This is a genomic window from Candidatus Nitrotoga fabula, from assembly GCF_905221025.1.
In the GTDB taxonomy this organism is placed as follows: Bacteria; Pseudomonadota; Gammaproteobacteria; order Burkholderiales; family Gallionellaceae; genus Nitrotoga; species Nitrotoga fabula.
The window spans coordinates 56,241-78,393 of sequence record NZ_CAJNBL010000041.1; the positions used below are offsets into that span (position 1 = coordinate 56,241).

23 protein-coding genes and 2 tRNA genes are annotated in these 22,153 nt (G+C 51.5%); 16 read left to right on the plus strand and 9 right to left on the minus strand.

The window, feature by feature from the left end:
• Complete coding sequence (locus tag KJA68_RS09220) at window positions 1-660, plus strand: DNA-3-methyladenine glycosylase family protein (protein ID WP_246487138.1); 660 nt, start codon at window positions 1-3, stop codon at window positions 658-660.
• Window positions 661-726: 66 nt separating this feature from the next.
• Here KJA68_RS09220 and cysG read toward each other — a convergent pair whose 3' ends face one another.
• Window positions 727-2,130 carry a siroheme synthase CysG gene (gene cysG / locus KJA68_RS09225; RefSeq protein WP_213036646.1) on the minus strand — a complete coding sequence of 468 codons (1,404 nt, stop codon included), beginning with the start codon at window positions 2,128-2,130 and terminating at the stop codon, window positions 727-729.
• A gap of 427 nt (window positions 2,131-2,557) precedes the next feature.
• Between cysG and KJA68_RS11000 the strand changes: the two genes are divergently transcribed.
• The 4 genes from KJA68_RS11000 (at window position 2,558) to KJA68_RS11005 (ending at window position 4,392) form a co-directional block, all read left to right on the plus strand.
• The gene (locus tag KJA68_RS11000) at window positions 2,558-2,683 is read left to right on the plus strand and encodes a hypothetical protein (RefSeq protein ID WP_281412157.1); all 126 of its coding nucleotides are present in this window, start codon (window positions 2,558-2,560) and stop codon (window positions 2,681-2,683) included.
• Between the two features lie 123 nt (window positions 2,684-2,806).
• Entirely contained in the window at window positions 2,807-3,127 is a 321-nt protein-coding gene (locus tag KJA68_RS09230) for a DMT family transporter (protein ID WP_213036647.1), read from the plus strand.
• Window positions 3,128-3,287: 160 nt separating this feature from the next.
• The gene (locus tag KJA68_RS09235; protein WP_213036648.1) at window positions 3,288-4,049 is read left to right on the plus strand and encodes a hypothetical protein; all 762 of its coding nucleotides are present in this window, start codon (window positions 3,288-3,290) and stop codon (window positions 4,047-4,049) included.
• A 217-nt stretch (window positions 4,050-4,266) separates the two neighbouring features.
• Entirely contained in the window at window positions 4,267-4,392 is a 126-nt protein-coding gene (locus tag KJA68_RS11005) for a hypothetical protein (RefSeq protein WP_281412158.1), read from the plus strand.
• Between the two features lie 68 nt (window positions 4,393-4,460).
• On the opposite strand, the gene KJA68_RS09240 is transcribed toward KJA68_RS11005, so the two are convergent.
• A tRNA-Leu gene (locus KJA68_RS09240) sits at window positions 4,461-4,545 on the minus strand.
• 59 nt (window positions 4,546-4,604) lie between these two features.
• Between KJA68_RS09240 and rnr the strand changes: the two genes are divergently transcribed.
• Together rnr and rlmB are read left to right on the plus strand one after the other, a co-directional pair.
• A complete protein-coding gene (gene rnr, locus KJA68_RS09245; protein WP_213036649.1) occupies window positions 4,605-6,851 on the plus strand; it encodes a ribonuclease R in 2,247 nt (748 codons plus the stop codon).
• Window positions 6,844-7,581 carry a 23S rRNA (guanosine(2251)-2'-O)-methyltransferase RlmB gene (rlmB, locus tag KJA68_RS09250; protein ID WP_213036650.1) on the plus strand — a complete coding sequence of 246 codons (738 nt, stop codon included), beginning with the start codon at window positions 6,844-6,846 and terminating at the stop codon, window positions 7,579-7,581. Before rnr ends, rlmB begins: the two co-directional genes overlap by 8 nt.
• Before the next feature lie 27 nt (window positions 7,582-7,608).
• Here rlmB and KJA68_RS09255 read toward each other — a convergent pair whose 3' ends face one another.
• Entirely contained in the window at window positions 7,609-9,594 is a 1,986-nt protein-coding gene (locus tag KJA68_RS09255; RefSeq protein ID WP_213036651.1) for a UvrD-helicase domain-containing protein, read from the minus strand.
• A 430-nt stretch (window positions 9,595-10,024) separates the two neighbouring features.
• On the opposite strand from KJA68_RS09255, the gene KJA68_RS09260 reads away from it, so the two are divergent.
• Both KJA68_RS09260 and KJA68_RS09265 read left to right on the plus strand, forming a co-directional pair.
• The gene (locus tag KJA68_RS09260) at window positions 10,025-10,216 is read left to right on the plus strand and encodes a DUF4102 domain-containing protein (RefSeq protein WP_213036652.1); all 192 of its coding nucleotides are present in this window, start codon (window positions 10,025-10,027) and stop codon (window positions 10,214-10,216) included.
• Window positions 10,217-10,475: 259 nt separating this feature from the next.
• Window positions 10,476-10,637 carry a PIN domain-containing protein gene (locus KJA68_RS09265; protein WP_213036653.1) on the plus strand — a complete coding sequence of 54 codons (162 nt, stop codon included), beginning with the start codon at window positions 10,476-10,478 and terminating at the stop codon, window positions 10,635-10,637.
• Window positions 10,638-10,994: 357 nt separating this feature from the next.
• Here KJA68_RS09265 and KJA68_RS09270 read toward each other — a convergent pair whose 3' ends face one another.
• Complete coding sequence (locus KJA68_RS09270; protein WP_213036654.1) at window positions 10,995-12,446, minus strand: MFS transporter; 1,452 nt, start codon at window positions 12,444-12,446, stop codon at window positions 10,995-10,997.
• A 202-nt stretch (window positions 12,447-12,648) separates the two neighbouring features.
• On the opposite strand from KJA68_RS09270, the gene KJA68_RS09275 reads away from it, so the two are divergent.
• Window positions 12,649-13,611 carry a LysR family transcriptional regulator gene (locus KJA68_RS09275; protein ID WP_213036655.1) on the plus strand — a complete coding sequence of 321 codons (963 nt, stop codon included), beginning with the start codon at window positions 12,649-12,651 and terminating at the stop codon, window positions 13,609-13,611.
• On the opposite strand, the gene KJA68_RS09280 is transcribed toward KJA68_RS09275, so the two are convergent.
• Together KJA68_RS09280 and KJA68_RS09285 are read right to left on the minus strand one after the other, a co-directional pair.
• Window positions 13,608-13,961 carry a hypothetical protein gene (locus KJA68_RS09280; RefSeq protein ID WP_213036656.1) on the minus strand — a complete coding sequence of 118 codons (354 nt, stop codon included), beginning with the start codon at window positions 13,959-13,961 and terminating at the stop codon, window positions 13,608-13,610. The genes KJA68_RS09275 and KJA68_RS09280 overlap by 4 nt on opposite strands.
• 540 nt (window positions 13,962-14,501) lie before the next feature.
• Window positions 14,502-14,590, minus strand: a tRNA-Leu gene (locus KJA68_RS09285).
• Between the two features lie 331 nt (window positions 14,591-14,921).
• Here KJA68_RS09285 and KJA68_RS09290 point away from each other — a divergent pair.
• Window positions 14,922-15,389, plus strand: coding sequence for a hypothetical protein (locus KJA68_RS09290; RefSeq protein WP_213036657.1), 468 nt, complete (start codon window positions 14,922-14,924; stop codon window positions 15,387-15,389).
• Window positions 15,390-15,536: 147 nt separating this feature from the next.
• Here KJA68_RS09290 and pgeF read toward each other — a convergent pair whose 3' ends face one another.
• Both pgeF and rluD read right to left on the minus strand, forming a co-directional pair.
• The gene (pgeF, locus tag KJA68_RS09295) at window positions 15,537-16,274 is read right to left on the minus strand and encodes a peptidoglycan editing factor PgeF (protein WP_213036658.1); all 738 of its coding nucleotides are present in this window, start codon (window positions 16,272-16,274) and stop codon (window positions 15,537-15,539) included.
• Complete coding sequence (rluD, locus tag KJA68_RS09300) at window positions 16,261-17,277, minus strand: 23S rRNA pseudouridine(1911/1915/1917) synthase RluD (RefSeq protein ID WP_213036659.1); 1,017 nt, start codon at window positions 17,275-17,277, stop codon at window positions 16,261-16,263. The genes pgeF and rluD overlap by 14 nt, the downstream gene beginning before the upstream one ends.
• Here rluD and KJA68_RS09305 point away from each other — a divergent pair.
• From KJA68_RS09305 to KJA68_RS09320, 4 genes are all read left to right on the plus strand, one after another.
• Complete coding sequence (locus tag KJA68_RS09305; RefSeq protein WP_213036660.1) at window positions 17,276-18,085, plus strand: outer membrane protein assembly factor BamD; 810 nt, start codon at window positions 17,276-17,278, stop codon at window positions 18,083-18,085. The two genes, rluD and KJA68_RS09305, sit on opposite strands and share 2 nt — an antisense overlap.
• A 183-nt stretch (window positions 18,086-18,268) precedes the next feature.
• Window positions 18,269-18,811, plus strand: a complete 543-nt coding sequence (locus KJA68_RS09310; protein WP_213036661.1) for an NUDIX hydrolase — start codon at window positions 18,269-18,271, stop codon at window positions 18,809-18,811.
• A 423-nt stretch (window positions 18,812-19,234) separates the two neighbouring features.
• Window positions 19,235-19,609: an EF-hand domain-containing protein gene (locus KJA68_RS09315; protein ID WP_213036662.1), complete on the plus strand. Its 375-nt coding sequence runs from the start codon at window positions 19,235-19,237 to the stop codon at window positions 19,607-19,609.
• A 511-nt stretch (window positions 19,610-20,120) separates the two neighbouring features.
• Window positions 20,121-20,483, plus strand: coding sequence for a hypothetical protein (locus tag KJA68_RS09320; RefSeq protein WP_213036663.1), 363 nt, complete (start codon window positions 20,121-20,123; stop codon window positions 20,481-20,483).
• A 350-nt stretch (window positions 20,484-20,833) separates the two neighbouring features.
• Here the strand turns inward: KJA68_RS09320 and KJA68_RS09325 are convergent, their stop codons facing one another.
• Window positions 20,834-21,085 carry a hypothetical protein gene (locus tag KJA68_RS09325; protein WP_213036664.1) on the minus strand — a complete coding sequence of 84 codons (252 nt, stop codon included), beginning with the start codon at window positions 21,083-21,085 and terminating at the stop codon, window positions 20,834-20,836.
• A 616-nt stretch (window positions 21,086-21,701) separates the two neighbouring features.
• On the opposite strand from KJA68_RS09325, the gene KJA68_RS09330 reads away from it, so the two are divergent.
• Complete coding sequence (locus KJA68_RS09330; protein WP_213036665.1) at window positions 21,702-22,130, plus strand: hypothetical protein; 429 nt, start codon at window positions 21,702-21,704, stop codon at window positions 22,128-22,130.
• Window positions 22,131-22,153: the final 23 nt, after the last annotated feature.

The window sequence follows — 22,153 nt, forward strand, 5'->3', positions numbered from 1 at the left end:
ATGACTGAAGGCAGCATGAGCCCTGCAGACCCGTTTTCCCCTGCCGTTTCTCATCTGGCAGCCCTGGATCCGGACTGGAAATGTCTGATTGCCCGGGTCGGGCGCTGCGGACTGAAACCCCGGCCGGAGCGGGAACCGTACGAGGCACTGGTCCGGGCAGTGGCTTACCAGCAATTGCATGCACGGGCCGCAGAATCGATTCTTGCACGTTTTCTGGCGCTGTACCCGGATGGGTCTTTCCCGTTGCCGGAATACCTGCTGGCGACTGATGTCAGTCTGCTGCGTGCCTGTGGTTTTTCGACCGCGAAGGCCATAACTTTGCGTGGGATTGCAGAAGGCGCGCTTTCCGGTATCGTGCCGTCCCGAGACGCTGCACAGGCCATGACCGATGAAGAGTTGATTCATACGCTGGTAACGCTACGTGGTATCGGCCGCTGGACGGTTGAGATGTTCCTGATTCATACCCTGGGGCGCCCAGATGTTCTGCCGGTTCAGGATTTCGGCGTGCGCGAAGGTTGGCGGGTGCTGAAGCATCTGCCTAGGCAGCCGCTTCCGGCGGAACTCTCCAGGATCGGGCAGGCCTGGAGTCCATATCGTTCCGTGGCAACCTGGTATCTGTGGCAGGCTGCAGAGCTTTTTAAACGCAGCAAGGTGGCTTGACTTTATTAGGAATGGTTCTCGAAAAATTCATATATTATAGCAATATCAAAATATTAATGATGTTTGTTATAATTTTATGTCAAGTTGATTTGTGTTTTGGTCCGGCTCAAACCATGAGAGTTTTTCCCTGAGTTGCACCACCCCGCCTATGATGATCAGTGTGGGGGCTTTCAGTTTTGCGGCCTTGGCTTTTTCTGGCAGTGTGGCTAGTGTGCCGGTGACCACACGCTGGTTGCAGGTGGTTCCCTGCTGCACAATGGCGGCAGGCGTGGATTCCGGAGAGCCGTGCTCAATCAGCCTGGAACAGATGGTTTCCAGCCCATGCAAGCCCATGTATACCACGACGGTCTGATTGGGGCGTGCCAGCACTTCCCAGTCGAGATCCATGCTGCCATCCTTCAGGTGGCCGGTTACAAAAATACAGGACTGCGCATGATCCCTGTGCGTGAGGGGTATCCCGGCATAGGCCGCCACACCCGATGCAGCGGTGATGCCGGGTACGACCTGAAAATTGATTTTGCATTCGGACAGCGTTTCAATTTCTTCTCCCCCCCGGCCGAATATGAAGGGGTCTCCCCCTTTCAGCCGCAGTACTCGTTTCCCCTGCCTTGCCAGCCTGACCATGAGCTCGTTGATGCTTTCCTGCGGCATGCTGTGGTTGCTGCGCATTTTTCCGACAAAAATCCTATGGGCGTCGCGCCGCGTCATTTCCAGCACTGGCTTTGAAACCAGATTGTCATACAGCACTACATCCGCCATCTGCATCAGCCGCAGTGCACGGAAGGTGAGCAGATCCGGCGCACCGGAGCCTGCGCCGACCAGAAACACCTCTCCGGCACATGCATGATTGCTGTTTTGCAGCTTGTCCAACAGCATGGATTCAGCCGATTGTTCGTCTCCGGAAAAAATCTTTTCGGCAACCGGGCCTTCCAGTACGTTTTCCCAGAATATCCTGCGGTTGCCGTCATGGCGGATGCGTTCCCTGACCTTCTGTCGGAATCTGGCGGCAAAGGCAGCTAGCCGTCCGTATCCCGGGGGAATCAGTGCTTCCAGTTTTGCCCTCAGCATCCTTGCCAGGATGGGGGCCGCCCCTCCGGTTGAAAAGGCTACCACAAGGGGGGATCGATCCAGTATGGCTGGCATGATGAAGGTACACAGCTCCGGATTATCAACCACATTGACCGGCAGTTTTCTTTTTCTGGCTTCCATCGAAACTTCCTTGTTGACCGTGGCGTCATCGGTGGCGGCGATTACCAGTGTGGCATCGTGCAGGTGTGCGACCTGAAACGGTTCTGGCAGATGCCGGATTGTGGCAAGTTCATTGAATGCTGCACACAGTTCAGGCGAAACTACCGTTACTGCCGCCCCTGCCTGTAGTAGTACGGAAACCTTTCTGAATGCAACTTCCCCACCTCCGACGACGAGGCAGGGGCTGTTCTTCAGGTTTAGAAAAATCGGGAAAAAGTCCATTTAAGGCAGGGTTTCTGGTAAAAGTGGATGCAGGTTGGATCAGTATGGTTAAATTTAACCATGAAAATAAAATTTTTTCTGGCAAGGAATCCTGTTGCACTGGATCTTGGGAAAAAAGTTGCCGTTTCGTCGTTCCATCAGGTTTCAGGGGATTGTAAGGGGCTGAGTAGTATGCAGTCCCTTGTAATCAATCGGTTTACACCGGCAAACGATCCGCCTCATTGCCCTGTCGTCATTATGCTGAAATATTTTGTGAATATCATGAACATGAAGCTTAGAGGCCTTTTGATTGTATGGCAATTCCTTGTTTGTTGCGGCCATTGCTTCTGGTGGGAATCAACCGGCCTAAAACAGACATAGTTTTCTCTATGGAACTTGTGAGAAAGGTGATTGCCGAATAGAAAAACTGTTTTAACAGGAGGTTAAGATGAATATTGGAGGAATGACTTTAAATTTAACCAATGCAACTGTTTCTGTGCTTGTGATCGTAGCCGTTGTTGTATACACCTGGTTTACCCAAGACAGGGATACCATTGATGACAGGGATCATTGAGGCATGCCTCATGAATGCCCATTTGATAAACTGCCTGTCAGGAGGACGACCTCCGGCATCTAGCAGTTAAGATGAATCCGCATCCCGGGACGGCCCGGCCTACAATTTTCCTATGGAGGGCTTATGGCTTGGGTTTGTTTGTATATCGCCGGGGTGCTTGAGGTTGTTTGGGCCTATTCAATGAAACTGTCGGCAGGATTCACCCGGTTCCTGCCTTCCACCGTTACTGTTGTAACAATGATGGCCAGTTTTGCCCTGTTGTCGATCTCGATGCGGACGTTGCCGCTCGGTACAGCGTATACCATTTGGACGGGAATTGGCGCTCTTGGAGCATTTGCTTCTGGAATCCTTTTCCTTGGGGAACCAGTGAACGGACTGCGTATCCTGGCTGCCGCGTTGATTGTTAGTGGTATTGTGTTGATGAAATTGTCTTCAACGTACTAAATTGTTAGGGATCAATTTTCTTAAAACACGGGAAACGGAATACAGTCCGAGGGTGTTGGTGTGGGATTAGACTAAAAAAGCCACAATCGAATTAGATGCTCATGTTTTTTATTGTGTATCATATAAAGTTCGACGGATATCAATACTGAATGCGGTGTATATGTATACGGAACATCCGGAGTTTGAGCCACCTGAAAACGAAGAAGTCAAGGTATGGCGATATATGGATTTTACAAAATTCGTATCACTTATTGATACTCAGCGCCTATACTTTGCTAGAGCTGATAAATTCGTCGATCCATTTGAAGGATCCTTGCCTAGAAAGAATGCGCATGCACGATTTATGCCATTGGCATCACCTGATATGTCGCTAGGTGAGATCAATGCGCTTCTTGATTTGAAAAATCAGTTGAGGGACATAACGCGTCACTATAAGAAATTTGTGGCCATTAACTGTTGGCATGCAAATGGACACGAATCTGCGGCAATGTGGAAACTATATTTAAAAAGTAACGAGGGGATAGCCATTCAATCCACATATAAAAGATTACGCGATTCCATTATCGATGACAGACAAGTTTATCTTGGCAAAGTCAAGTATATCGATTATGAAAACGATGTAATAAGAAGCGACAATATGCTTGCTCCATATATGCACAAACGCAAAAGCTTTGAGCACGAACGCGAAATCAGAGCGGTAGTGAGAATTCCTTGGACGACAACAGATATCAAGATTACAGAACAAGAGCCTGTAGATCATGGAATTCAAATCAGGATTAATATCGAATCGTTAATTGAGAAAATTTATATTGCCCCGGGCACGCCAAAATGGTTTATTGATTTAGTTAGCGCTGTAATTAAACGTTATAGCTGCACATTTAAAGTAGTTCAATCAAAACTCGATGAGCAGCCTGTTTTTTAAAAATTCCGCAATTAATCTGCCAATACATATTTTATCAATCCGGTAACGCCGCAACATTCCTATATCCGAGGCGTTGCCCATACTTGAGCCATACGTTTGGACAAATCAATATCCGTCCGTCTTTAATGAAAAGATTTCACCAACCCGCATGGTCAATAGTTTGCTGTGCTACCCATGCGTTTGTTTCTGCTTTGGTGCGGAAGGTTGGAGACAGGAAATGGCCGTCAATGCATATGCAGGCACGGTATGTCTGGCCTCGATCTTTATAGGCGACATGTATTCGGCCACTTTTGGGGAAAAGCGCACCATATTAAAAGCAAAGGAATGCTACGGTTTGTCTTGATGAAACGATGCTAAGTGCATTATTTCATTAATTTTGAATTAATTTGCTACAGGGTGCTATACTGTCTTTGGTGCCCAGAAGAGGACTCGAACCTCCACACCTTGCGGCACACGGACCTGAACCGTGCGCGTCTACCAATTCCGCCATCTGGGCAAAAAACATGCTTTGCTTCTCAAGGGCGCACAAGTTAATCGTTTAAAGGTTTTCTGTCAATGACTAATAAGAAAAAAAATATCCGCGAGCTCGATCCATTCCTGGAACGTGAGCGCGGGCAGTATGAACATCCGTTGCCAAGCCGTGAATTTGTCCTGCAATTATTGGAGGAGCAGGGAGTTCCGGTTGCAGAGGAAGATCTTTGCAAAATGTTGCATATTCATGAGCATGAGCTGGAATTATTCTTGCGGCGCCTGCGCGCGATGGAACGTGATGGCCAGATCATGCGCAATCGCAGGCGGGCGATCTGCGTGATGGACAAGCTTGATCTGATCAAGGGTAAGGTGCAGGGCCACCCGGACGGATTCGGCTTCCTGATCCCGGATGATGGTAGCCCCGACCTGATGCTGAGCGCCAAGGAGATGCACAAGGTGCTGCATGGCGATACAGTGGTGGTCCGTGAAACCGGGATGGACCGGCGCGGGCGCCGCGAAGCCAGTATTGTAGAAGTGCTGGAGCATGCCACGAACCGTCTGGTCGGGCGGTTGTATGAAGAGCATGGCATTCAGTTCGTGGTGGCCGAAAATCGCCGTATCAGCCAGGATATTCTGGTTGCCCCGGGAGAACATGGCGGGGCAAAGGCGGGGCAGGTGGTGATGCTGGAGATTCTGCAGCAGCCCAGCAAGCATGCCCAGCCGATCGGGCGTATCGTGCAGGTTCTGGGCAATTATGCGGACCCGGGCATGGAAATCGAGATTGCGCTGCGCAAGCATGACCTGCCGCATGAGTTTCTAACCAAGACCAGACGTCAGGCTCAAAATACTCCTTCCCAGGTGTTGCCGGAAGACTATGACGGGCGCGAAGATTTGCGCGCGCTGCCCCTGGTTACCATAGACGGCGAGACGGCGCGGGATTTCGATGATGCGGTATATTGCGAGCCGGTTGCCGCCGGCTTTCGCCTGGTGGTGGCCATTGCGGATGTCAGCCATTATGTCAGCCCTGGAGACGCGCTGGACAAAGAGGCGCTGGACCGTGGCAATTCGGTGTATTTCCCGCGGCGCGTGATCCCGATGCTGCCGGAAGAGTTGTCTAACGGCATCTGCTCGCTCAATCCGGATGTGGAGCGCCTGTGCATGGTATGCGACATGCAGATCAGCGCGCAGGGCGAAATCGAATCCTACCGATTTTATCCTGCGGTCATGCGCTCGCATGCGCGCATGACCTACACCGAGGTGGCGGCAATGCTGGAAGATCCGCAGTGTGCCTCCGCGCAAAAATTTTCCTCCGTGCTGCCGCACGTTCGCCAGCTGCACATCTTGTTCCAAACGCTGTTGCAATCTCGCGAGAAACGCGGCGCAATCGATTTCGAGACGATTGAAACGCAAATGATGTTCAATGATCAGGGCAAGATCGAGCGTATTGTTCCGGTGGTGCGCAATGATGCGCATCGCCTGATCGAGGAATGCATGCTGGCAGCTAATGTGTGCGCCGCCAGCCTTCTCCGTGAGCGCAAGCATGTTGCATTGTACCGTGTGCATGAAGGCCCTACCCCTGAGAAACTGGAGGCGGTGCGCGAGTTTTTCAGGGAATTCGGGCTGGAGCTTGGCGGGGGAGAAAAGCCGGAGGCAGGGGATTATGCCAGGCTGTTGAAGCAGGTAAAGGGACGGCCCGATGCCGCGCTACTGCAGACCGTGATGCTGCGCTCATTGCGCCAAGCGCGGTATTGCCCGGAAAATACGGGGCATTTCGGCCTTGGGTATGATGCCTATACGCATTTTACCTCGCCCATCCGGCGCTATCCCGATCTTCTGGTGCACCGTGCGATCAAGGCAGTGCTGAATAACAAAAAATATCGGCCCAGGGTGAAGTGGGATGAACTGGGTATGCACTGTTCCCTGACGGAACGGCGGGCAGATGACGCCACCCGGGATGTCGAGGCCTGGCTGAAATGCTTCTATATGCGGGATCATCTTGGCAGCTGTTTTGATGGCACCGTTTCGTCGGTAACCGGTTTTGGCCTTTTTGTAATGCTGGATGAGCTTTACATCGAAGGGCTGGTGCACGTTTCGGAACTGGGCACGGATTATTTTCATTTCGATGCAGCCAAGCACCAGATGCTGGGCGAGCGCACTGGCAAGCGTTATCGGCTTGCGGACCGCGTGCGCGTCCAGGTGGTGAGAGTGGATATGGAGAGCACCAAAATCGATTTCGTGCTGGACGCGCCGGATGAAAAGGTGCCAGAGGTGTCCGATGTATGGGACGCGAAAAAGAAAAAGCCAAAGAAAGGCAAATCACGTAATGGCTGAGACCCGAATCATTCACGGTTTTCATGCCGTTACCGCGCGTATACGCCAGCAGGCGGAAAGCGTGCTGGAGCTTTACCTGGATACGCAGCGCCGCGACGCGCGCATTCGCGATCTGCTGAAGCTGGCGGAGGATCATCATGTGCGGGTAATTCCGGTGGATTCCAGGCGTCTTGACGGTCTGGCAGGAAACGTGTCTCATCAGGGAGTCGCCGCCCGGGTGAACGCTGCGCAGAGAGTGCGACACCTGGACGACGTACTGGATATCCTAAACGAGCCCGCGTTGCTGCTGGTTCTGGATGGTGTGCAGGACCCGCATAACCTGGGTGCCTGCCTGCGCAGCGCGGATGCTTTTGGCGTCCATGCTGTAATTGCACCCAAGGATCGTGCCGTTGGCCTGAATGCCACGGTGGAAAAGGTTGCCTGTGGCGCTGCGGAAACGGTTCCATACATTACGGTTACCAACCTTGCGCGCACTCTGCGCGAACTGCAGGAACGCGAGATCTGGGTGGTGGGCGCGGATGGCGCGGCGAAAAAGGACCTTTACGGCTTCCGCCATGCTGGGGGATTGGCCTGGGTGTTGGGGGCGGAGGGGGAAGGCCTGCGCCGCCTTACCCGCGAGACCTGCGACGAGCTGGTACGCATCCCGATGCTGGGCAGTGTGGAAAGCCTGAATGTATCGGTCAGCGCAGGGATATGCATGTTCGAGTCGAGAAGGCAGCGCGCAGGGTAAAACCGGGGCGGCGGCATGCATGACCGCTCAGCCCAGCATCGCCTTCAGCCGCGCCAGTTTCGCCATCCCTGCATCTTTGCTGACTTCGGGGGCTTTGCCTGCCTGAGAGATCCCCGTGTGAATGATTTCATCTGCTGGCAGCTCCTGCAGGAAGCGGCTGGGTTCACAAGCCTGCCATTCCTTCCCGTGTTTGCGCCGGGTACAATAACTGAGGTGCAGCGAGCGTTCTGCGCGGGTGATGCCGACATACATCAGCCGACGCTCTTCTTCAATCTGTTCCGGAAGCTCGCTCTGGCGGTGCGGCAGGATGCCTTCTTCCACCCCAATCATGAATACATGGCCAAACTCCAGACCTTTGGCGGCGTGCAGGGTGGACAGTGAAACCGCATCGGGTTCCTCTGTGCGCGATTCGAGCAGATTCATCAGGGCGATGGTCTGGGTCATTTCCAGCAGGGTCTTGCTGTCGGCTTCCGCTTTACGTTTGATCCAGCCGACAAAATCGGCAACGTTCGCCCATTTGCTTTCCGCCTGACGCGGCTCATGGCTGTCGAAGAGCCATGCCTCGTAATCAATGGCAGCCATTAAATCCGTGATCACCGCTGCGCATTCTTCTTTCCCGGCGCGCGCTTCCATGCGGTGGATGAAATTGCAGAAGGTAAGCAGTTCCTCGTACTGTCGCGCAGGAATCTGGTGTGCCATGGCGGTTTCGAAAGCGGCCGCAAACAGGCTGATATTGCGGGTGCCGGCATAGCCCGCAAGTTTTTCCAGGGTCTGGTTGCCGATGCCGCGTTTGGGCGTGGTTATTGCGCGAATAAATGCCGGATCATCATCGGTATTGGCGATCAGGCGCAAATAGGCAGTCAGATCCTTGATTTCGGCGCGGTCAAAGAAAGAACTGCCTCCGCTGACGGTATACGGCACTTTCTGCAGGCGCAGCTGTTCTTCAAGGGGGCGCGAAAGATGGTTGCTGCGATACAGGATCGCGTAGTCGGAATAGCGTGTGTTGTGCTCGAATTTGTGCGCCAGTAGGCGCATGACCACCGATTCGGCTTCACTTTCGTCGTCCCTGGCAGCAAAAACGCGGATCGGGTCTCCCGGCCCGTGTTCACTCCACAGCCTTTTTTCGAATAGCTTGCTGTTGTTGCGTATTAGATGGTTGGCGCAGCTCAGGATGCGCTGCGAAGAACGGTAATTCTGTTCCAGCTTGATTACGCGCAGATTCGGGTGGTCGTTTTGCAAATTCTGCAGGTTCGCGGTGCTTGCCCCGCGCCAGGCATAGATCGCCTGGTCGTCATCCCCCACTGCCGTGAGCGCCGCACGGCTCCCTGCCAGCAGGCGAGCCATCTGGTACTGGCATTCGTTGGTATCCTGGTATTCGTCGATCAGCAAGTAGCGGAATCGCTGCTGCCAGCGTTGCAGCGCTTCCGGAAAATTTTGGAACAGGGCCACCGGCAAGCGGATCAGGTCGTCGAAATCCATCGCCTGATAGGCTCGCAGCGTTTCTTGGTAGCGTGTGTAGAGTAGCGCATTGCGCTGCTCTACTTCGGTCTCTGCAAGCTGGTTTGCCTGTTCCGGCAGGATGAAGGAGGTTTTCCATCTGGACAGGGCTCCTTGCATGATGCGGATATCCTGCTTGTCTGGTGCGCCCAGTAGTTCGCTGATGATTTTTGCGGTGTCCGCGCTGTCGAAGACTGAAAACTGCTTTTTGTAGCCAAGCAGGCCCGATTCTTCTCGTAAAATCTGCATGCCCAGTGCGTGGAACGTACTGACGGTCAGCCCCTTGCTGCGTCCTGCCATTAGCCGGGATACGCGTTCGCGCATTTCATCTGCGGCTTTGTTGGTGAAAGTGATGGCCGCGATGTTGTGCGGCGCATAGCCACACTGCTCGATCAGATAAGCCAGTTTATGGGTGATCACCCGCGTCTTGCCGCTACCTGCACCGGCCAGCACCAGGAGAGGGCCATCCAGATAGCGGACTGCTTCTCGTTGCGAGGAATTGAGTTTGCTCAGCACCGGAACCTTTCCTTGAAAATTTCACTTTTGCCGGTGGGGAATTGTAAAGAATACTGTATTCTGGTTCGGATTTCAGGGAAAAATTTGCGCATTCTAGTGTCAGGGATGCAAGTACAGGGAACCATGCCAGACCGGATATGGATGCAGGAATGACGTTGGAGAACAGCGAAACAGGCCTGTCTGCTATCTTCACATTCTGTTGAATGTATGTGGCTGGTGCCCGGGACCGGACTTGAACCGGTACAAAGATTTCTCCCCGGCGGATTTTGAGTTCTTGCAAAATCCCATTTATCCAGCTTTATTTGCTTTATGTAAGAACAATATATTTTTACTTATTGATTAGTTAATGTATTATTTAATCCGTTGTGGCTAGATGTTGTTTTATTAAATCTGCTTACATGAAACTAAAACCTGGTGTCCGGGCCTTGTCGTGAAACTGACCAAGACCCGCGTCGGAGCTTTACTTACCCCGGTAACTGGTCAGGCATTTTACTGGGATTGGGAGGATGCGCCTAATGGTTTTGGTGTGCGGATAACCCCATCCGGGGCAGGAAGTTATATTTTGCAAAAACGGGTCGATGGCAAGTTGAAGCGATTACCCTTGGCGCACATGCGGATATAACCTGCGATCAAGCCAAATTAAAGGCTTCTGAGGAGGTTGTTTTATTAAGCAGGGGCACAACCTCATATCAGCGTGTAAAATTTTCCAGATTAGGGGTGGAAACAGTGTTCAATAGTTTCCACGCTGATATGTAACCATCCGGTATTTTTGCCGGGGGTGTCAATCAGCGTTCAATATTTCCCACTTTTTCGATTTGCTAAGATTTGTTTTTCCGTTGCTTAAATCGGTAAGGATCGTTCTCTGTTTCCAGGATATCGCAGTGATGCGTTATATTAGCCAATTTGACTGTCAGATTGCCGCCATTGCCCGTGCACATCAGGCCGCTGTCGTTACGCGTAATATATCAGACTTTGAAGGATGTGGAATTGAGGTGATTAATCCGTGGCTTCAATCCACCAGTAGGGAAAAAGAGGAAGCATAAGTCTGTATTTGTTGATCGGTCAGTATTTATTGAGGAATATGCTGACTTGAATTCGGTTCGATTCTGGCTAATACCATTTCCAGCTCCGGGTACTGGGTTCGCACTTTTCCGTATTCGTTATCAGCGGTTAGAACGCGTTGATGAGAACGGGTTTGACACTGGTTGCCACCCCACCACCACTCTCGTGTGGCAGGCATTGCACACTACCACCATTACGTTCAGCACTCTGCCTCACCAGTGCCAATCTCAGCCCGTAGCTACCATCTTGCTCGCTACTAGCCGCTGGCCGGTAGAACGGCTTGAAGATGCCAATACCACCAAGCCGTACTTCTATCCAATCGGATGCTGAATTATGTTCTAGTTCTGTTCAGGACTTAAGACATTGTCGTGCCGCGACAATATCTGACCAGCCAGCGAGAGTCCCAGTGCAGAGACAATCAGAGCGGAAGCCATCCCGAAGGTGATTTTCATACCCATCTCGATATCTTGCGGTGATGCGATCGTAATATCGTTCGCTCCTGAACCCAGAGCAAATATCATACCCATTACAGAGGCTCCGGTGATCAGTCCGAGATTGCGCGACAGACCCAGCAATCCCGACCCCACACCTCGTTGCTGTGCAGCCAGGTGTATCATGACTGCTGTGTTATTGGCTGCCTGAAATAACGCATAGCCTGTCGTCAGTATCACGAGCGGGAGGATGTAACCGAATACGCCCAATGCCACCGGCATCATGGACAAGAGCGCAGTGCCAATCGCCATGGCAATCAATCCGGTAATGATTATCTTGACCGACCCAAGTCGGTCAACCACGCGTCCTGCGGGAGCCCCTGCCAGGGCGGCCACAATTGGACCGGATGCCATAACCAAACCGATCTGGGCAGCATCCAGTGCCAAGACCCCGGAGAGATAAAAGGGTCCTACCACCAGGGTGGCCATAACCACGGTTGTCACCAGAGTACTCATTGCAAATCCGGTCGTCAGTGCAGAATTGCGGAACATGGACAACCGAATCAAGGGGGAGGTGGATCTCATCTGGGATAGGATGAATAACCCCAAGCCAAGCCCCGTTGCCAAAAGCAGCGTCCAATTGATGGTGTTAAAGTGGCCGTGGCCCAGGGTCATCGCGAGTGCATAGGCGATCAAGGTCAGGGATAACAGCAAGGTACCCATGGCGTCGAAGAGAGGCCTTTCCCTGGAAACTTGCAGGCAATCCGCGGGCAGGAAGCGGTAGGTCAGAGCCAAGGCTACAATGCCCAATGGGGCGTTGACCAGAAAGATCATTGGCCAGCCGTACCCGGCGATCAGCAAGCCGCCGAGCGAAGGACCCAGTGCGGTTCCAATTGCGGAAACGGTGCCGAGTATTCCCATGGCACTGCCGATTTTTTCCTTGGGGATGTTTTCGCCCACCAAAGCCATTGCAAGCGACATCATTAAGGCAGCACCCAACCCCTGCATCATCCGGGCAGCTATTAATAGTCCGAGGGTGGGTGCCAGGGCGCACAACACTGAAGCTATGGAGAACATTGTGATGCCAATCTGGAGCATTTTCTTTCTTCCAAAAAGGTCGCCTATCCGTCCTGCGCTGACAATAAGAGTGGTGATGGCAAGCAGATAGGCCAGGACGACCCACTGGACTTGCTGGAAGGATGCGCTGAAGGTTTGGGCCAGCGTCGGCAGGCCGACGTTAGCGATACTGGATCCCAGGGACGACAGCAATGCTGCCAGGGAAAGGCTGGTCAGCGCCCAGCGAGCGGAGCCATTCTGCTTGGAGGACTCACAGTCGTTTTGAGTGGCAGGGTTGTGCATGATTTCTATCTTTGTGCTGGGGTTTTGGCAAGAACCAGAATTTCCGGGCATTGCTGTTGGTGGAGTTTTACATGTTGTCATTTTTAGGTTCCTGTCATCGGTGGTTGTCAAAAGTATATGCGGTCGCATATCATTGCGGAAGACGCATGGTTTACATGTAATAAATGCATATGACGCCATATCAGCCGATGTTGCGATTACCATGACCTCCAGCCAGAGCTACTCTATGCCCACACCAGATTTAAACTTGCTGATCACCCTGAATGTATTGCTGGACGAGGGCAACGTGGCTCGCGCAGCACGGAGATTGAAGCTGAGTCCATCCGCCATGAGCCGGGCGTTAGCACGATTGCGGGAGACGATGGGGGATCCGCTGCTGGTTAGAGCCGGACGGGGTCTCGTACTTACTCCACGGGCGCTTGAACTGCGTGAGTCAGTCGCCCGGTTATCGCAAGACGTTCAAGCGGTTTTAAGACCTGCAGAACAAATTGATCTCAAAAGGATTGTTCGAACCTTTACTCTGCGAACCAGTGATGGCTTTGTGGAGAATTTTGGAGCTGAACTCGTGGAGTGGGTTAGTCGGGATGCCCCCGGCATTCGACTGCGTTTTATGCAGAGAACAACCAGGGATAGTCTGGCTCTTCGTAACGGATCCGTCGATCTGGAAACAGGGGTGATCGGGGATGAAACCGGGCCGGAAGTGCGAGTCCGTGCATTATTTAATGATCGGTTCATTGGCGTGGTGCGCATGGGACATCCATTGAGTGCAGGCGATATCACCGCTGTTGACTATGCAGCAGCCAGGCATGTTCTGATGTCGCGTCGAGGTCTTGATAAGGGCCTTGTTGATGATGCGTTAAAAATTCTGGGTCTGGAGCGAAAGATTGTGGCGACGGTCGACGGCTTTGCCGCCGCCCTGGCGCTGACACGTTCAACAGATCTGGTGGCAGCCGTTCCCGAACGTCATACCGAAAACTTGAGAAAAGGCTTGTTTAGTTTTGCCCTACCTTTTCCAGCGCCTGAAATCAAGGTTTTGATGCTTTGGCACCCGCGGATGCATGGGGATCAAGCACATCGCTGGCTGCGAGAATGTATTCGGGAAATCTGTGGGCGTAAGGATGGCAAACAGCCCGATGCAGCAAATTGTATCCACGCCCCGAGTTAAAGGCCGATCTGTTCTCTCTGATTTACCCACACCAACGGCGGATCCGCAGCCAGTTCCAGCAACGTGATATGGTCGGGCAACGTAGTATCATCCAGAATCGCGGCCAACATATAGGGTGCCTGCGGCACGATCTCACTGATCATCACAGGCTGACGCATCATAGTACCTAACTGGCCCAGCACCGCTGCTTCCAGTTCCGCTGTCGGCAACCTCGGCAGTTTGGATGCACCGGCATATTCCTTGGCATCCTGCTGCGGAATATAGTACCGGTATCCTCTGGACAGGGGTGCAAGCACAAAAATTCGTTTCCATTGCCGCTTGTTTTGATCATTCCCATATTTCTTTGGCAACCATGGAAACCTGTGATTACAGTTGTGCAGGGGGAGGGTGGGTCAAATCTCTATGCAGAGAAAAAATCCCATTTTTAAGAGGTAATCAGCAAATGGCAGGGAAACCAGGCAGAAGCGGAGGATTCCGCATTAATTCAGGCGGAGCATGATCAGGAGCAGGCAGGCCAAGCAAGGCGGATGTTATATTGCCAGTCTAGATGAAAGCGGGCACGCTGGATCTAAAATTTTTTTGTTGGCTGTTCTAAATAATCCTGATGTTGATTGCAAGTTGGGAATTAATGCGGCCCGGACTTTGCTGCCGTTCATGTACCCCAAGATCAGGGAGGCAGGGAAAAAGGAGGGATAACAAAAAGCTGCTAAGCTGGCCAGCAAGGGCCGATTCTCCTCAAGCCCGCCGCCTGTTCTTTTACGGGCCGTAAAGAATGAGCCAAGAATGAGTGATTTAAGCCATATGTAAGCAATATATATTTAAAACTGCTTACATTAGATTTTTTCTTACAAAAGTCTACACAGTAAAAATTATGTAACTTTTTGATTGATTGGTGCCCGGGACCGGACTTGAACCGGTACAGAGATTTCTCCCCGACGGATTTTAAGTCCGTTGTGTCTACCAATTTCACCACCCGGGCAGGATAAAACATGGCTGGATCGCTCCGGATGCCGGGAGCGTTTTCAGGTAGCGCACATTATACAGAGTTGCTTCGCAGGTTAGCAAAAACATCGTCAGTTTATGCTTCCGGGCGGGGGAAATTCCCGGCATGGCCACAGTACGAAATAATTTTCGTTCCGGCTGGCGTTAAAGTTCTTGACATATTTGGAATCAGGCACGTAGTATGCTGCTCTGAGCCTGTCAGATTTGGAGTATGGGCAGGCTTCGTAAAAGCTTGTGGCGTAGAAGAGAGGCCGGCCTTGATTCTATTTTACTAATCTAGCGTGTTTTATAATTTGAAGGAGCTCCTCATGAAAAAGAATATTATTGGTTTAGCTGTTGCTTCCTGTTTTGCATTTGGCGCATCTGTGGCCATGGCGCAACCTGCCATTACCCCTGCGATGGAAGCGGACAAAGCCGTTCCATTTTCCGGAAAAGGCCTGAACACTCCATGGAACTGCTGCAAGCAGTATGAAGGGCAGACCGGCGAGCGTGATCAACCTGCCCAGAAGCATGCCCCCGGAGCCAAAATAAACCACAGTCAGGCGCAAAGCTTTAAAGTGGATCCTGGCTACAAGAACGACGATGGCAATCGCTTGCCAGAATTCAGAAGACCAGGTACCAATACCGCATCTTCCGAGCCAACCGATACCGCCAAATATGGTGCCGGCAGGGATGCAGCAAAAACCGGAAATCCAGAAGGAACCGGGGATACCCTGGGCAAAAGCCACTTTGATGCCAATTCCCATCAAAAACAGTGGACCAGCAATCCTAGCTAATCTGCAAATGATTTTGTAGTTTTTCAGGCCAGATTTTATCTGGCCTGTTTTTTTAGCATCTGCATTTTCTGCGGGGAGCAGCGCAGAAAACTTCTTTTCTACTCCATTTCATTGGCTGCCTGGCAGACGCTGCACCAAAAATCAGGTTTACTGTTCCAGCCAGATGAAGGTTCCCATTCTTCCGGTCACGTTATCGCGCCGGAAAGAAAAAAATTTTTTACTGTCGGTATAGGTGCATAGTCCGCCTCCGTACACGCGCGTAATTCCCAGGTCGCTCAGGCGCAGGCGCGCCAGATGATAGATGTCGGCGAGCCATTTTCCGGGCAAATTCTGGCGGAAGGCAGCGGCAGCCTGAGGATTTTTGGCAATGAATTCGGCGCGCACCTCATCTCCGACTTCAAAGGCATTTGCGCCAATTGCTGGGCCCATCCAGGCCATCAGGGCATGGCCGGGTTCATCCATTGCGTATGCGGTCTGTTCGATCACTCCATCGCACAGGCCGCGCCAGCCTGCATGCACGGCGCTGACCACGCTGCCCCTGTCGTTGCACAGCAGTACCGGCAGGCAGTCGGCTGTCATGGCCACGCAAACCGAACCGGGCTGGGAAGATATGCTGGCATCGGCCTTGACAGGCTGGGTTGCATGGTCCGCATCCGCTACCGTTATGCCATGCACCTGCTGCAGCCATAACGGCTCTCCGGGAAGAACAGTCTGCAGCAGTTCGCGGTTGCGTGTCACGGCAACGGGATCATCCCCTACGTAGCTACTGAGGTTGAAACTGTCGTATGGAGCGGCACTGATGCCGCCGTTGCGCGTGGTTTGGAGTGCCCTGACGTTTTTCGGGGCTGGCCATTCTGGGATGATGCACTGTTCAAGCAGACTCATTTTTTGCGTTCCTGATTTCGTTGAGCAAGTGGGCCATGTCGGCCGGTATCGGTGCCTGCCATTCCAGCCATAGCCCGGTTGCCGGGTGCTCCAGGCCTAGCCGGGTTGCATGCAGTGCCTGGCGAGGAAAGGAAGCCAGGATCGGATGCATCCGGGGCGGGCATTTCTGCACACCCCGGATATATACGCTGTCACCAACCAGCGGATGGGACAGGTGGGCAAGATGGACGCGAATCTGGTGGGTGCGCCCGGTTTCCAGTTTGCAGCGCAGCAGGGTGCATCCGGGAAAGCTTTCTGCGATCGTGTAATGTGTAACCGCAGGCTTTCCTTCCGCCACAATGGCCATTTTGGTGCGCTGTACGGGATGGCGACCCAGGGGGGCGTTTACCGTCCCTTCCCGCTGCATCTCACCATGGACCAGCGCGTAATATTCGCGCTGCACGCTGCGCGCCTGCAACTGGCGTACCAAACCGGTCTGTGCGACCAGGGTTTTTGCAACCACCAGCAAGCCGCTGGTATCTTTGTCCAGCCTGTGTACAATACCTACGCGCGGTATTCCGGCAAGTGGCGGCGCATGATGCAGCAAGGCATTCAGCAGAGTACCCTGCCAATTGCCGCTGCCGGGATGCACGACCAGGCCAGCTGGTTTGTTGATGACCAGAATGCTTTCGTCTTCGTGCCGGATGTCCAGCCCGATTTCCTCGGCCTGATAGGGTTGTTCGGCTGGGCTGACCTGCGGCGTGACTTCAATGGTTTCGCCGCCCCACACTTTCTGTCTGGGGGTTGCATCAGCGCCGTCAAGCTTAACCTGCTGCCTTACGATCCAGTCCTGCAGGCGGCTGCGCGAATATTCGGGCAGCAGCCTGGCTAAAACCTGGTCAAGGCGCATCCCGGCATATTCATCGGATACCCGGAATAAAAGTGGTACAGTCTTCGTTGCAAGCTGGCTAGGTGCGGCAAGGTTTGCGGTATAATCAGGCAATATTTTTATGGATGTATCCATGCGACTCAGTTTAACTTTATTTCTGGTGCTCATGCTAAGTGCATGCAGTATTTTTTCCTCGAAGGATGACAAATCTGCGAAAACCGATGAAGCTGAGGAAATTTATGCGAAGGCCAAGGAGCAGATGGAACGTGCGGATTATACTGCCGCCATCAAGCATTTTGAAACCCTGCAGTCACGCTTTCCCTATGGACGCTATGCGCAGCAGGCGCAGATGGAAACTGCCTATGCCTATTACAAGCTGAACGAGACGGAATCCGCGCTTTCCGCTGCGGATCGCTACATCAAGCAATACCCGAACAGTCCCGGCGTGGATTATCTTTATTACCTGAAAGGACTGGTCAATTTCGATGATGATCTTGGCTACTTTGGCTATGTGGCGGAAGAAATTCAGCCGGACATGTCCGAGCGCAATCCCAAGGCTCCGCGTGAGGCATTCGATGCTTTCAATGAGCTGATTACCCGTTTCCCGAACAGCAAATATACGCCGGATGCAAAGGTGCGCATGCAGTATCTGGTGAATGCTCTGGCGCGGCACGAAACGCAGATTGCCGGGTATTACCTGCGCCGTGGGGCTTATGTTGGCGCGCTCAATCGTGCCAACGCGGTGCTGATTGATTATCCGATGACCCCGGCTACGCTGGATGCGTTGCAGATCATGATACAGGCCTATGACGGGATGGGCATGAAAGAATTGCGTGACGATACGCAGCGCGTCCTGGACCTGAATGTTGCGAAGGGCGGCCTGAAGCCGGCTATCCAGCAATCTGCGGCGCACAAGAAACCATGGTGGAATTTCTGGAAATAGGATTTCAGGTTTGCCGGGAACCTGCTGATGTCTTGCGGTTTTCTGGGCATGCGGAGGACAGGAACCCGCTTCGAGCCATTCGGTGAGCCGGTTTATCCGGATAACCGGGGCCGGAGGTAAGCCGGGGGTGGAGCGAGTGATGCTGCATGATGGGTTATCCGTTCATTATGCAAGGAACAGCCTATGAAATTTTGCCCTGAATGCAGCTCTCCGGTTGAATTGCGTTGTCCGCCCAGTGACAATCGCATGCGTCATGTGTGCATTTCCTGCGCTACGATACATTATCAGAATCCGAAGCTGATCATTGGCAGTATTCCTGAATGGGAAGATGGACGTATACTGTTGTGTCGTCGTGCAATTGAACCGCGTTATGGGCTGTGGACCTTGCCTGCCGGTTTTATGGAAAACGGGGAGACAACCGCAGAGGCAGCCATTCGCGAGACTATGGAAGAAGCGACTGCACGCATTGAATTGGGCGAGTTATATTCCATGTTTAATCTCCCTTATATCAATCAGGTGCATATGCTGTTCCGCGCAAAGCTTCTGGATCTGAATTTCTTTCCCGGACCGGAAAGCCTGCAAGTCGAGCTGTTTGCGGAACAGGATATTCCGTGGGATACCCTTGCTTTCCGGCCGGTCCATTTCACCTTGCGGCATTATTTTTCTGACCGTAAAAGCAATCAGTTCCAGTTCCGGATCCGTGATCTGGCACCCGCTCAGCGTTAGCTATTGCAATTGCCCGGATGATGCAATCCCTGTTTTGCTTTACTTTGAGGGTGGGTCGTTATTCCGGGAATAATGCAGGTATTCTCAGGTTCAGAGCGGAAACAGCTGTCCCTTGACCGGCTCTGGTTGGAAGAATTGATTCAAAGGGAAGTTGAACAAATTGCCTTATAGGATTTGCCTATATGCAGATATAATGAACCGCGCAGCATGGTGCATGGGCAGGATGATAGACTGCTGGCAAAGTGCGCGGGTTTCAGGTTGGTGGGTCTGGGTAATTGCCTGGTTCTTGTTTTTCATGTGGATATTTGATCAATTTTGATTGAAATTTGCCGGGATATGTGGTTTCATGAAATGGGAATCACGAAGGGCGATACCGTATTATTTAAATTTAATAATTTGATAAGTAGATAAATGGAGTTGCATATGAAAAAAACTGTAAATTGTCTTGCCATCCTGTCAAGCTTTGTATTGGGCGCTTCGTTTTCCTACGCAGGCGGCACTGGCCCGCAGGATGGCGCGATGCATGGAAGAATGCACGGAAAAATGCAAGGAGACATGCATATCAAAATGCACAGGGAAATGTACAAGGCCATGGATTCGGATGGAGATGGTGCCATCAGCAGCAGTGAATTTGATGCTTTTCATGCAAACAAATTCAGGGAAATGGATGTAAATGGGGATGGCCGGATCACATCGGATGAAATGATAATGCACAGAAGAAAAGGCAAAGGTGCTGCTCCAGGGAAAACCGAAGAGGCCCCTGGAAAGTTCGATTACTACAAAACCAGGAAGCTGTAAACTGCGGTGCTCCGAAGACGGGGCACCAGAGTTTTTCCGGACGTATTCTGAAGTTGTAGAAAAATCCAGCCTTGCTCTGTTCAGGCCAGCATTCTGCTGGCCTGAACATTTGTAGCATGTATATTCAGTGCATATATTTGCGAATCGCGGTGTGTACCTGCTTTGCGGTAGGCGTTTGCAATCAAGCAGCGGATACATTTTAACTGGCTGTCTGGCACCGGAAGTGGTCGAGAGTGGCTTCTGCTGGTGATTAAAAATTTTCCCACATTGGTATATATGAATGTTAAAATCAACAAGCAATATTGGTCGTGTGGCTGAATGATCGGCTGATTTGCAGTTTGTTCAATTCGTTTTTTGTAAAAGCTGTTTTGGTTTGTCTCGATCTGGAGAACTTGTCTCGTTTGTTTTTTGCAGGGTGTTCTGATTCAGAACAGGATTTTCCCGGAGAACGCAGACAGGCACCATTTCCTTTTCCCGGAATTATTTTTTTAATTTATCAACGGAGTTAAAAATGAAAAAAACTGTAAATTATTTGGCGATCTTATCCTGTTCTGTCCTGGGGATCACGCTGGCTCATGCGGATGGGTATGATGGTCATCATTTAAAACCATACCCAACGTATCCTGCGTCTTCGTCTTCTTCGATGCCTTCTTCGTCAATGTCTTCTACATCGAAGCCTGCTTCATCGAAGTCTTTTTCATCGGGATCTTCTGCATCTACGTCGTCTGCTGCTTCCTATAAAACATCTTCTTTCGGCCCGGTTTCTTCCGAATATTACAAAACGGGTCCGATTGTGAATGTGCCAGGTGCGGATGCCTCGAAGGGAGGAGCAGCAGTCGCCCCATCTGATTATTATAAAACTTACAGGCTCTAAACAGGTTTTGTTATTTTTTCAGCGGGATAGCGCTTCCAGCTGAAGTTGGCGGCAAGAATTCGGACACGGATCTTTCATTCCTGCGTGTGTTCCAATAATTTCATTGGACCATGGCATGCCGGGAGCAGTCAGATGTCTGCATCCATGAAAAATTGCCGCCAGAATGCGCTCAGGATTATTTCCTCCAGCGTATCCAATCCATGTTTGGCTGATGAATGACGCACCATATATTCTGGATTTTTCGGAATTCATGGTTTTCTGTTTTAATCCACGGGATATGAATTTATCCCGTTCTGTTTTTTTAGTGGACAGGGATATTTTGTCGGTTAACCAGCAACAGAATATGCAATTCATTTATTCAGCACAAGATTTTTCCTGAAACGGGTCATGCCAGTCGGCTGATTGTCCAGCCTGAACCGGATGCATTCCACCCCCCCCTTTTTCGCGTGTGTTCTCCCCGTAATGCTCATTTCCTGCTGTATGCGCTCTGCGCAAGGCTGGTTGTTTTTTATTCCAGGCAGAATGCTGTAGAGGGAGCCGTGTCCTACTGAATCAGGCCTGCAGGTTTGTATCCCGCAAGGCGGAGATTCGAGTGTTTCCATAGAGATTTAAAGCATTTATGTGGGTTATTTCATTTGCTTGTTTACTTTTTATTGCGGTCATCCTATTATGCAATCCTCACCTGCATTTATAAGCGAAGGGGAGGCGAGTTGGCTTAAGTGGGGCTGAAGTTGAAAATGGTCATCATTTAATGGCACCTGGCAGACTCCATGATGTTGATCATTTGTGGTGTGAGAAGATGCATGCAGTAATGTCTGTAGGCGGAGAAACTGTGGTTAGTTGTTTTCGTTTGCAGATCGCTTGATTTACACATAACTATGCGGATTATGTAATCTGATCAAATAGTCATGGTATTGCAGTTGAAGCATGATGTTACGCTTCTGCTTTTGATTCGGATTGGAAAAAGGAGTGATCAGGAGAATACTTTATACGTATGTTTTTTTCTGTAGCCGGTGAATCCTGGTTGTAGTACTGATCATATGGTGAAGGTTGAGTCTGCTTGAATGAGCCAGACGGGTGCTATGAGAAGCGGTACAGGGTTTGCGTCCATGATGATTATTTGCGTGCGTAATGTAATATAAGAAGTTTGCAGGTGTGAGGTGCAGTTCATGCCCGTTCAACTATCCTCGTACGATTTGATATTTTAAGGAGCTTATAATGAAGAAATCTGTTTTGACTTTAGCTGTTGCTTCCTGTTTTGCACTGGGCTTCTCCATGGCCCAGGCTTCAAGCCATTCCCATGAGCATTCAACCGCGGATGAGCATGGCGATGCACACGGACATGGTTCCAGCCTTCCTTACGCCGGCCATACCGATCTGACCGGTCAGACACATAATGTCAAGGTGGGTGCAGATGGCGTTCGCCTGCCATACAACATGGCTCAGGACAAGCCAAGCGTGAGCGATGCACAGAATGGCGTAAGACCTGTTCGCGGCGCAGCGAATCCTATGTTTGCATACAAGAATACACCTAAGACAAGGGTTGAACCTGACGCAACCTGGGGTATGAGCGGAACCAACCGTCCAGCCGGTGCCAATCACAATAACTATATCCATAGTTATGGTGGCGGTTATAACGCAAGGTAATATGGGGTGATTTCTCTTCAGGA

Coding starts and splice junctions, on each gene's coding strand:
- KJA68_RS09220 (WP_246487138.1), top strand. CDS start 1: ATGACTGAAGGCAGCATGAGCCCTGCAGACCCGTTTTCCCCTGCCGTT.
- cysG (WP_213036646.1), bottom strand. CDS start 2,130: ATGGACTTTTTCCCGATTTTTCTAAACCTGAAGAACAGCCCCTGCCTC.
- KJA68_RS11000 (WP_281412157.1), top strand. CDS start 2,558: ATGAATATTGGAGGAATGACTTTAAATTTAACCAATGCAACTGTTTCT.
- KJA68_RS09230 (WP_213036647.1), top strand. CDS start 2,807: ATGGCTTGGGTTTGTTTGTATATCGCCGGGGTGCTTGAGGTTGTTTGG.
- KJA68_RS09235 (WP_213036648.1), top strand. CDS start 3,288: ATGTATACGGAACATCCGGAGTTTGAGCCACCTGAAAACGAAGAAGTC.
- KJA68_RS11005 (WP_281412158.1), top strand. CDS start 4,267: ATGGCCGTCAATGCATATGCAGGCACGGTATGTCTGGCCTCGATCTTT.
- rnr (WP_213036649.1), top strand. CDS start 4,605: ATGACTAATAAGAAAAAAAATATCCGCGAGCTCGATCCATTCCTGGAA.
- rlmB (WP_213036650.1), top strand. CDS start 6,844: ATGGCTGAGACCCGAATCATTCACGGTTTTCATGCCGTTACCGCGCGT.
- KJA68_RS09270 (WP_213036654.1), bottom strand. CDS start 12,446: ATGCACAACCCTGCCACTCAAAACGACTGTGAGTCCTCCAAGCAGAAT.
- KJA68_RS09275 (WP_213036655.1), top strand. CDS start 12,649: ATGACCTCCAGCCAGAGCTACTCTATGCCCACACCAGATTTAAACTTG.
- KJA68_RS09290 (WP_213036657.1), top strand. CDS start 14,922: ATGAAAAAGAATATTATTGGTTTAGCTGTTGCTTCCTGTTTTGCATTT.
- pgeF (WP_213036658.1), bottom strand. CDS start 16,274: ATGAGTCTGCTTGAACAGTGCATCATCCCAGAATGGCCAGCCCCGAAA.
- KJA68_RS09305 (WP_213036660.1), top strand. CDS start 17,276: ATGCGACTCAGTTTAACTTTATTTCTGGTGCTCATGCTAAGTGCATGC.
- rluD (WP_213036659.1), bottom strand. CDS start 17,277: ATGGATACATCCATAAAAATATTGCCTGATTATACCGCAAACCTTGCC.
- KJA68_RS09310 (WP_213036661.1), top strand. CDS start 18,269: ATGAAATTTTGCCCTGAATGCAGCTCTCCGGTTGAATTGCGTTGTCCG.
- KJA68_RS09315 (WP_213036662.1), top strand. CDS start 19,235: ATGAAAAAAACTGTAAATTGTCTTGCCATCCTGTCAAGCTTTGTATTG.
- KJA68_RS09320 (WP_213036663.1), top strand. CDS start 20,121: ATGAAAAAAACTGTAAATTATTTGGCGATCTTATCCTGTTCTGTCCTG.
- KJA68_RS09325 (WP_213036664.1), bottom strand. CDS start 21,085: ATGGAAACACTCGAATCTCCGCCTTGCGGGATACAAACCTGCAGGCCT.
- KJA68_RS09330 (WP_213036665.1), top strand. CDS start 21,702: ATGAAGAAATCTGTTTTGACTTTAGCTGTTGCTTCCTGTTTTGCACTG.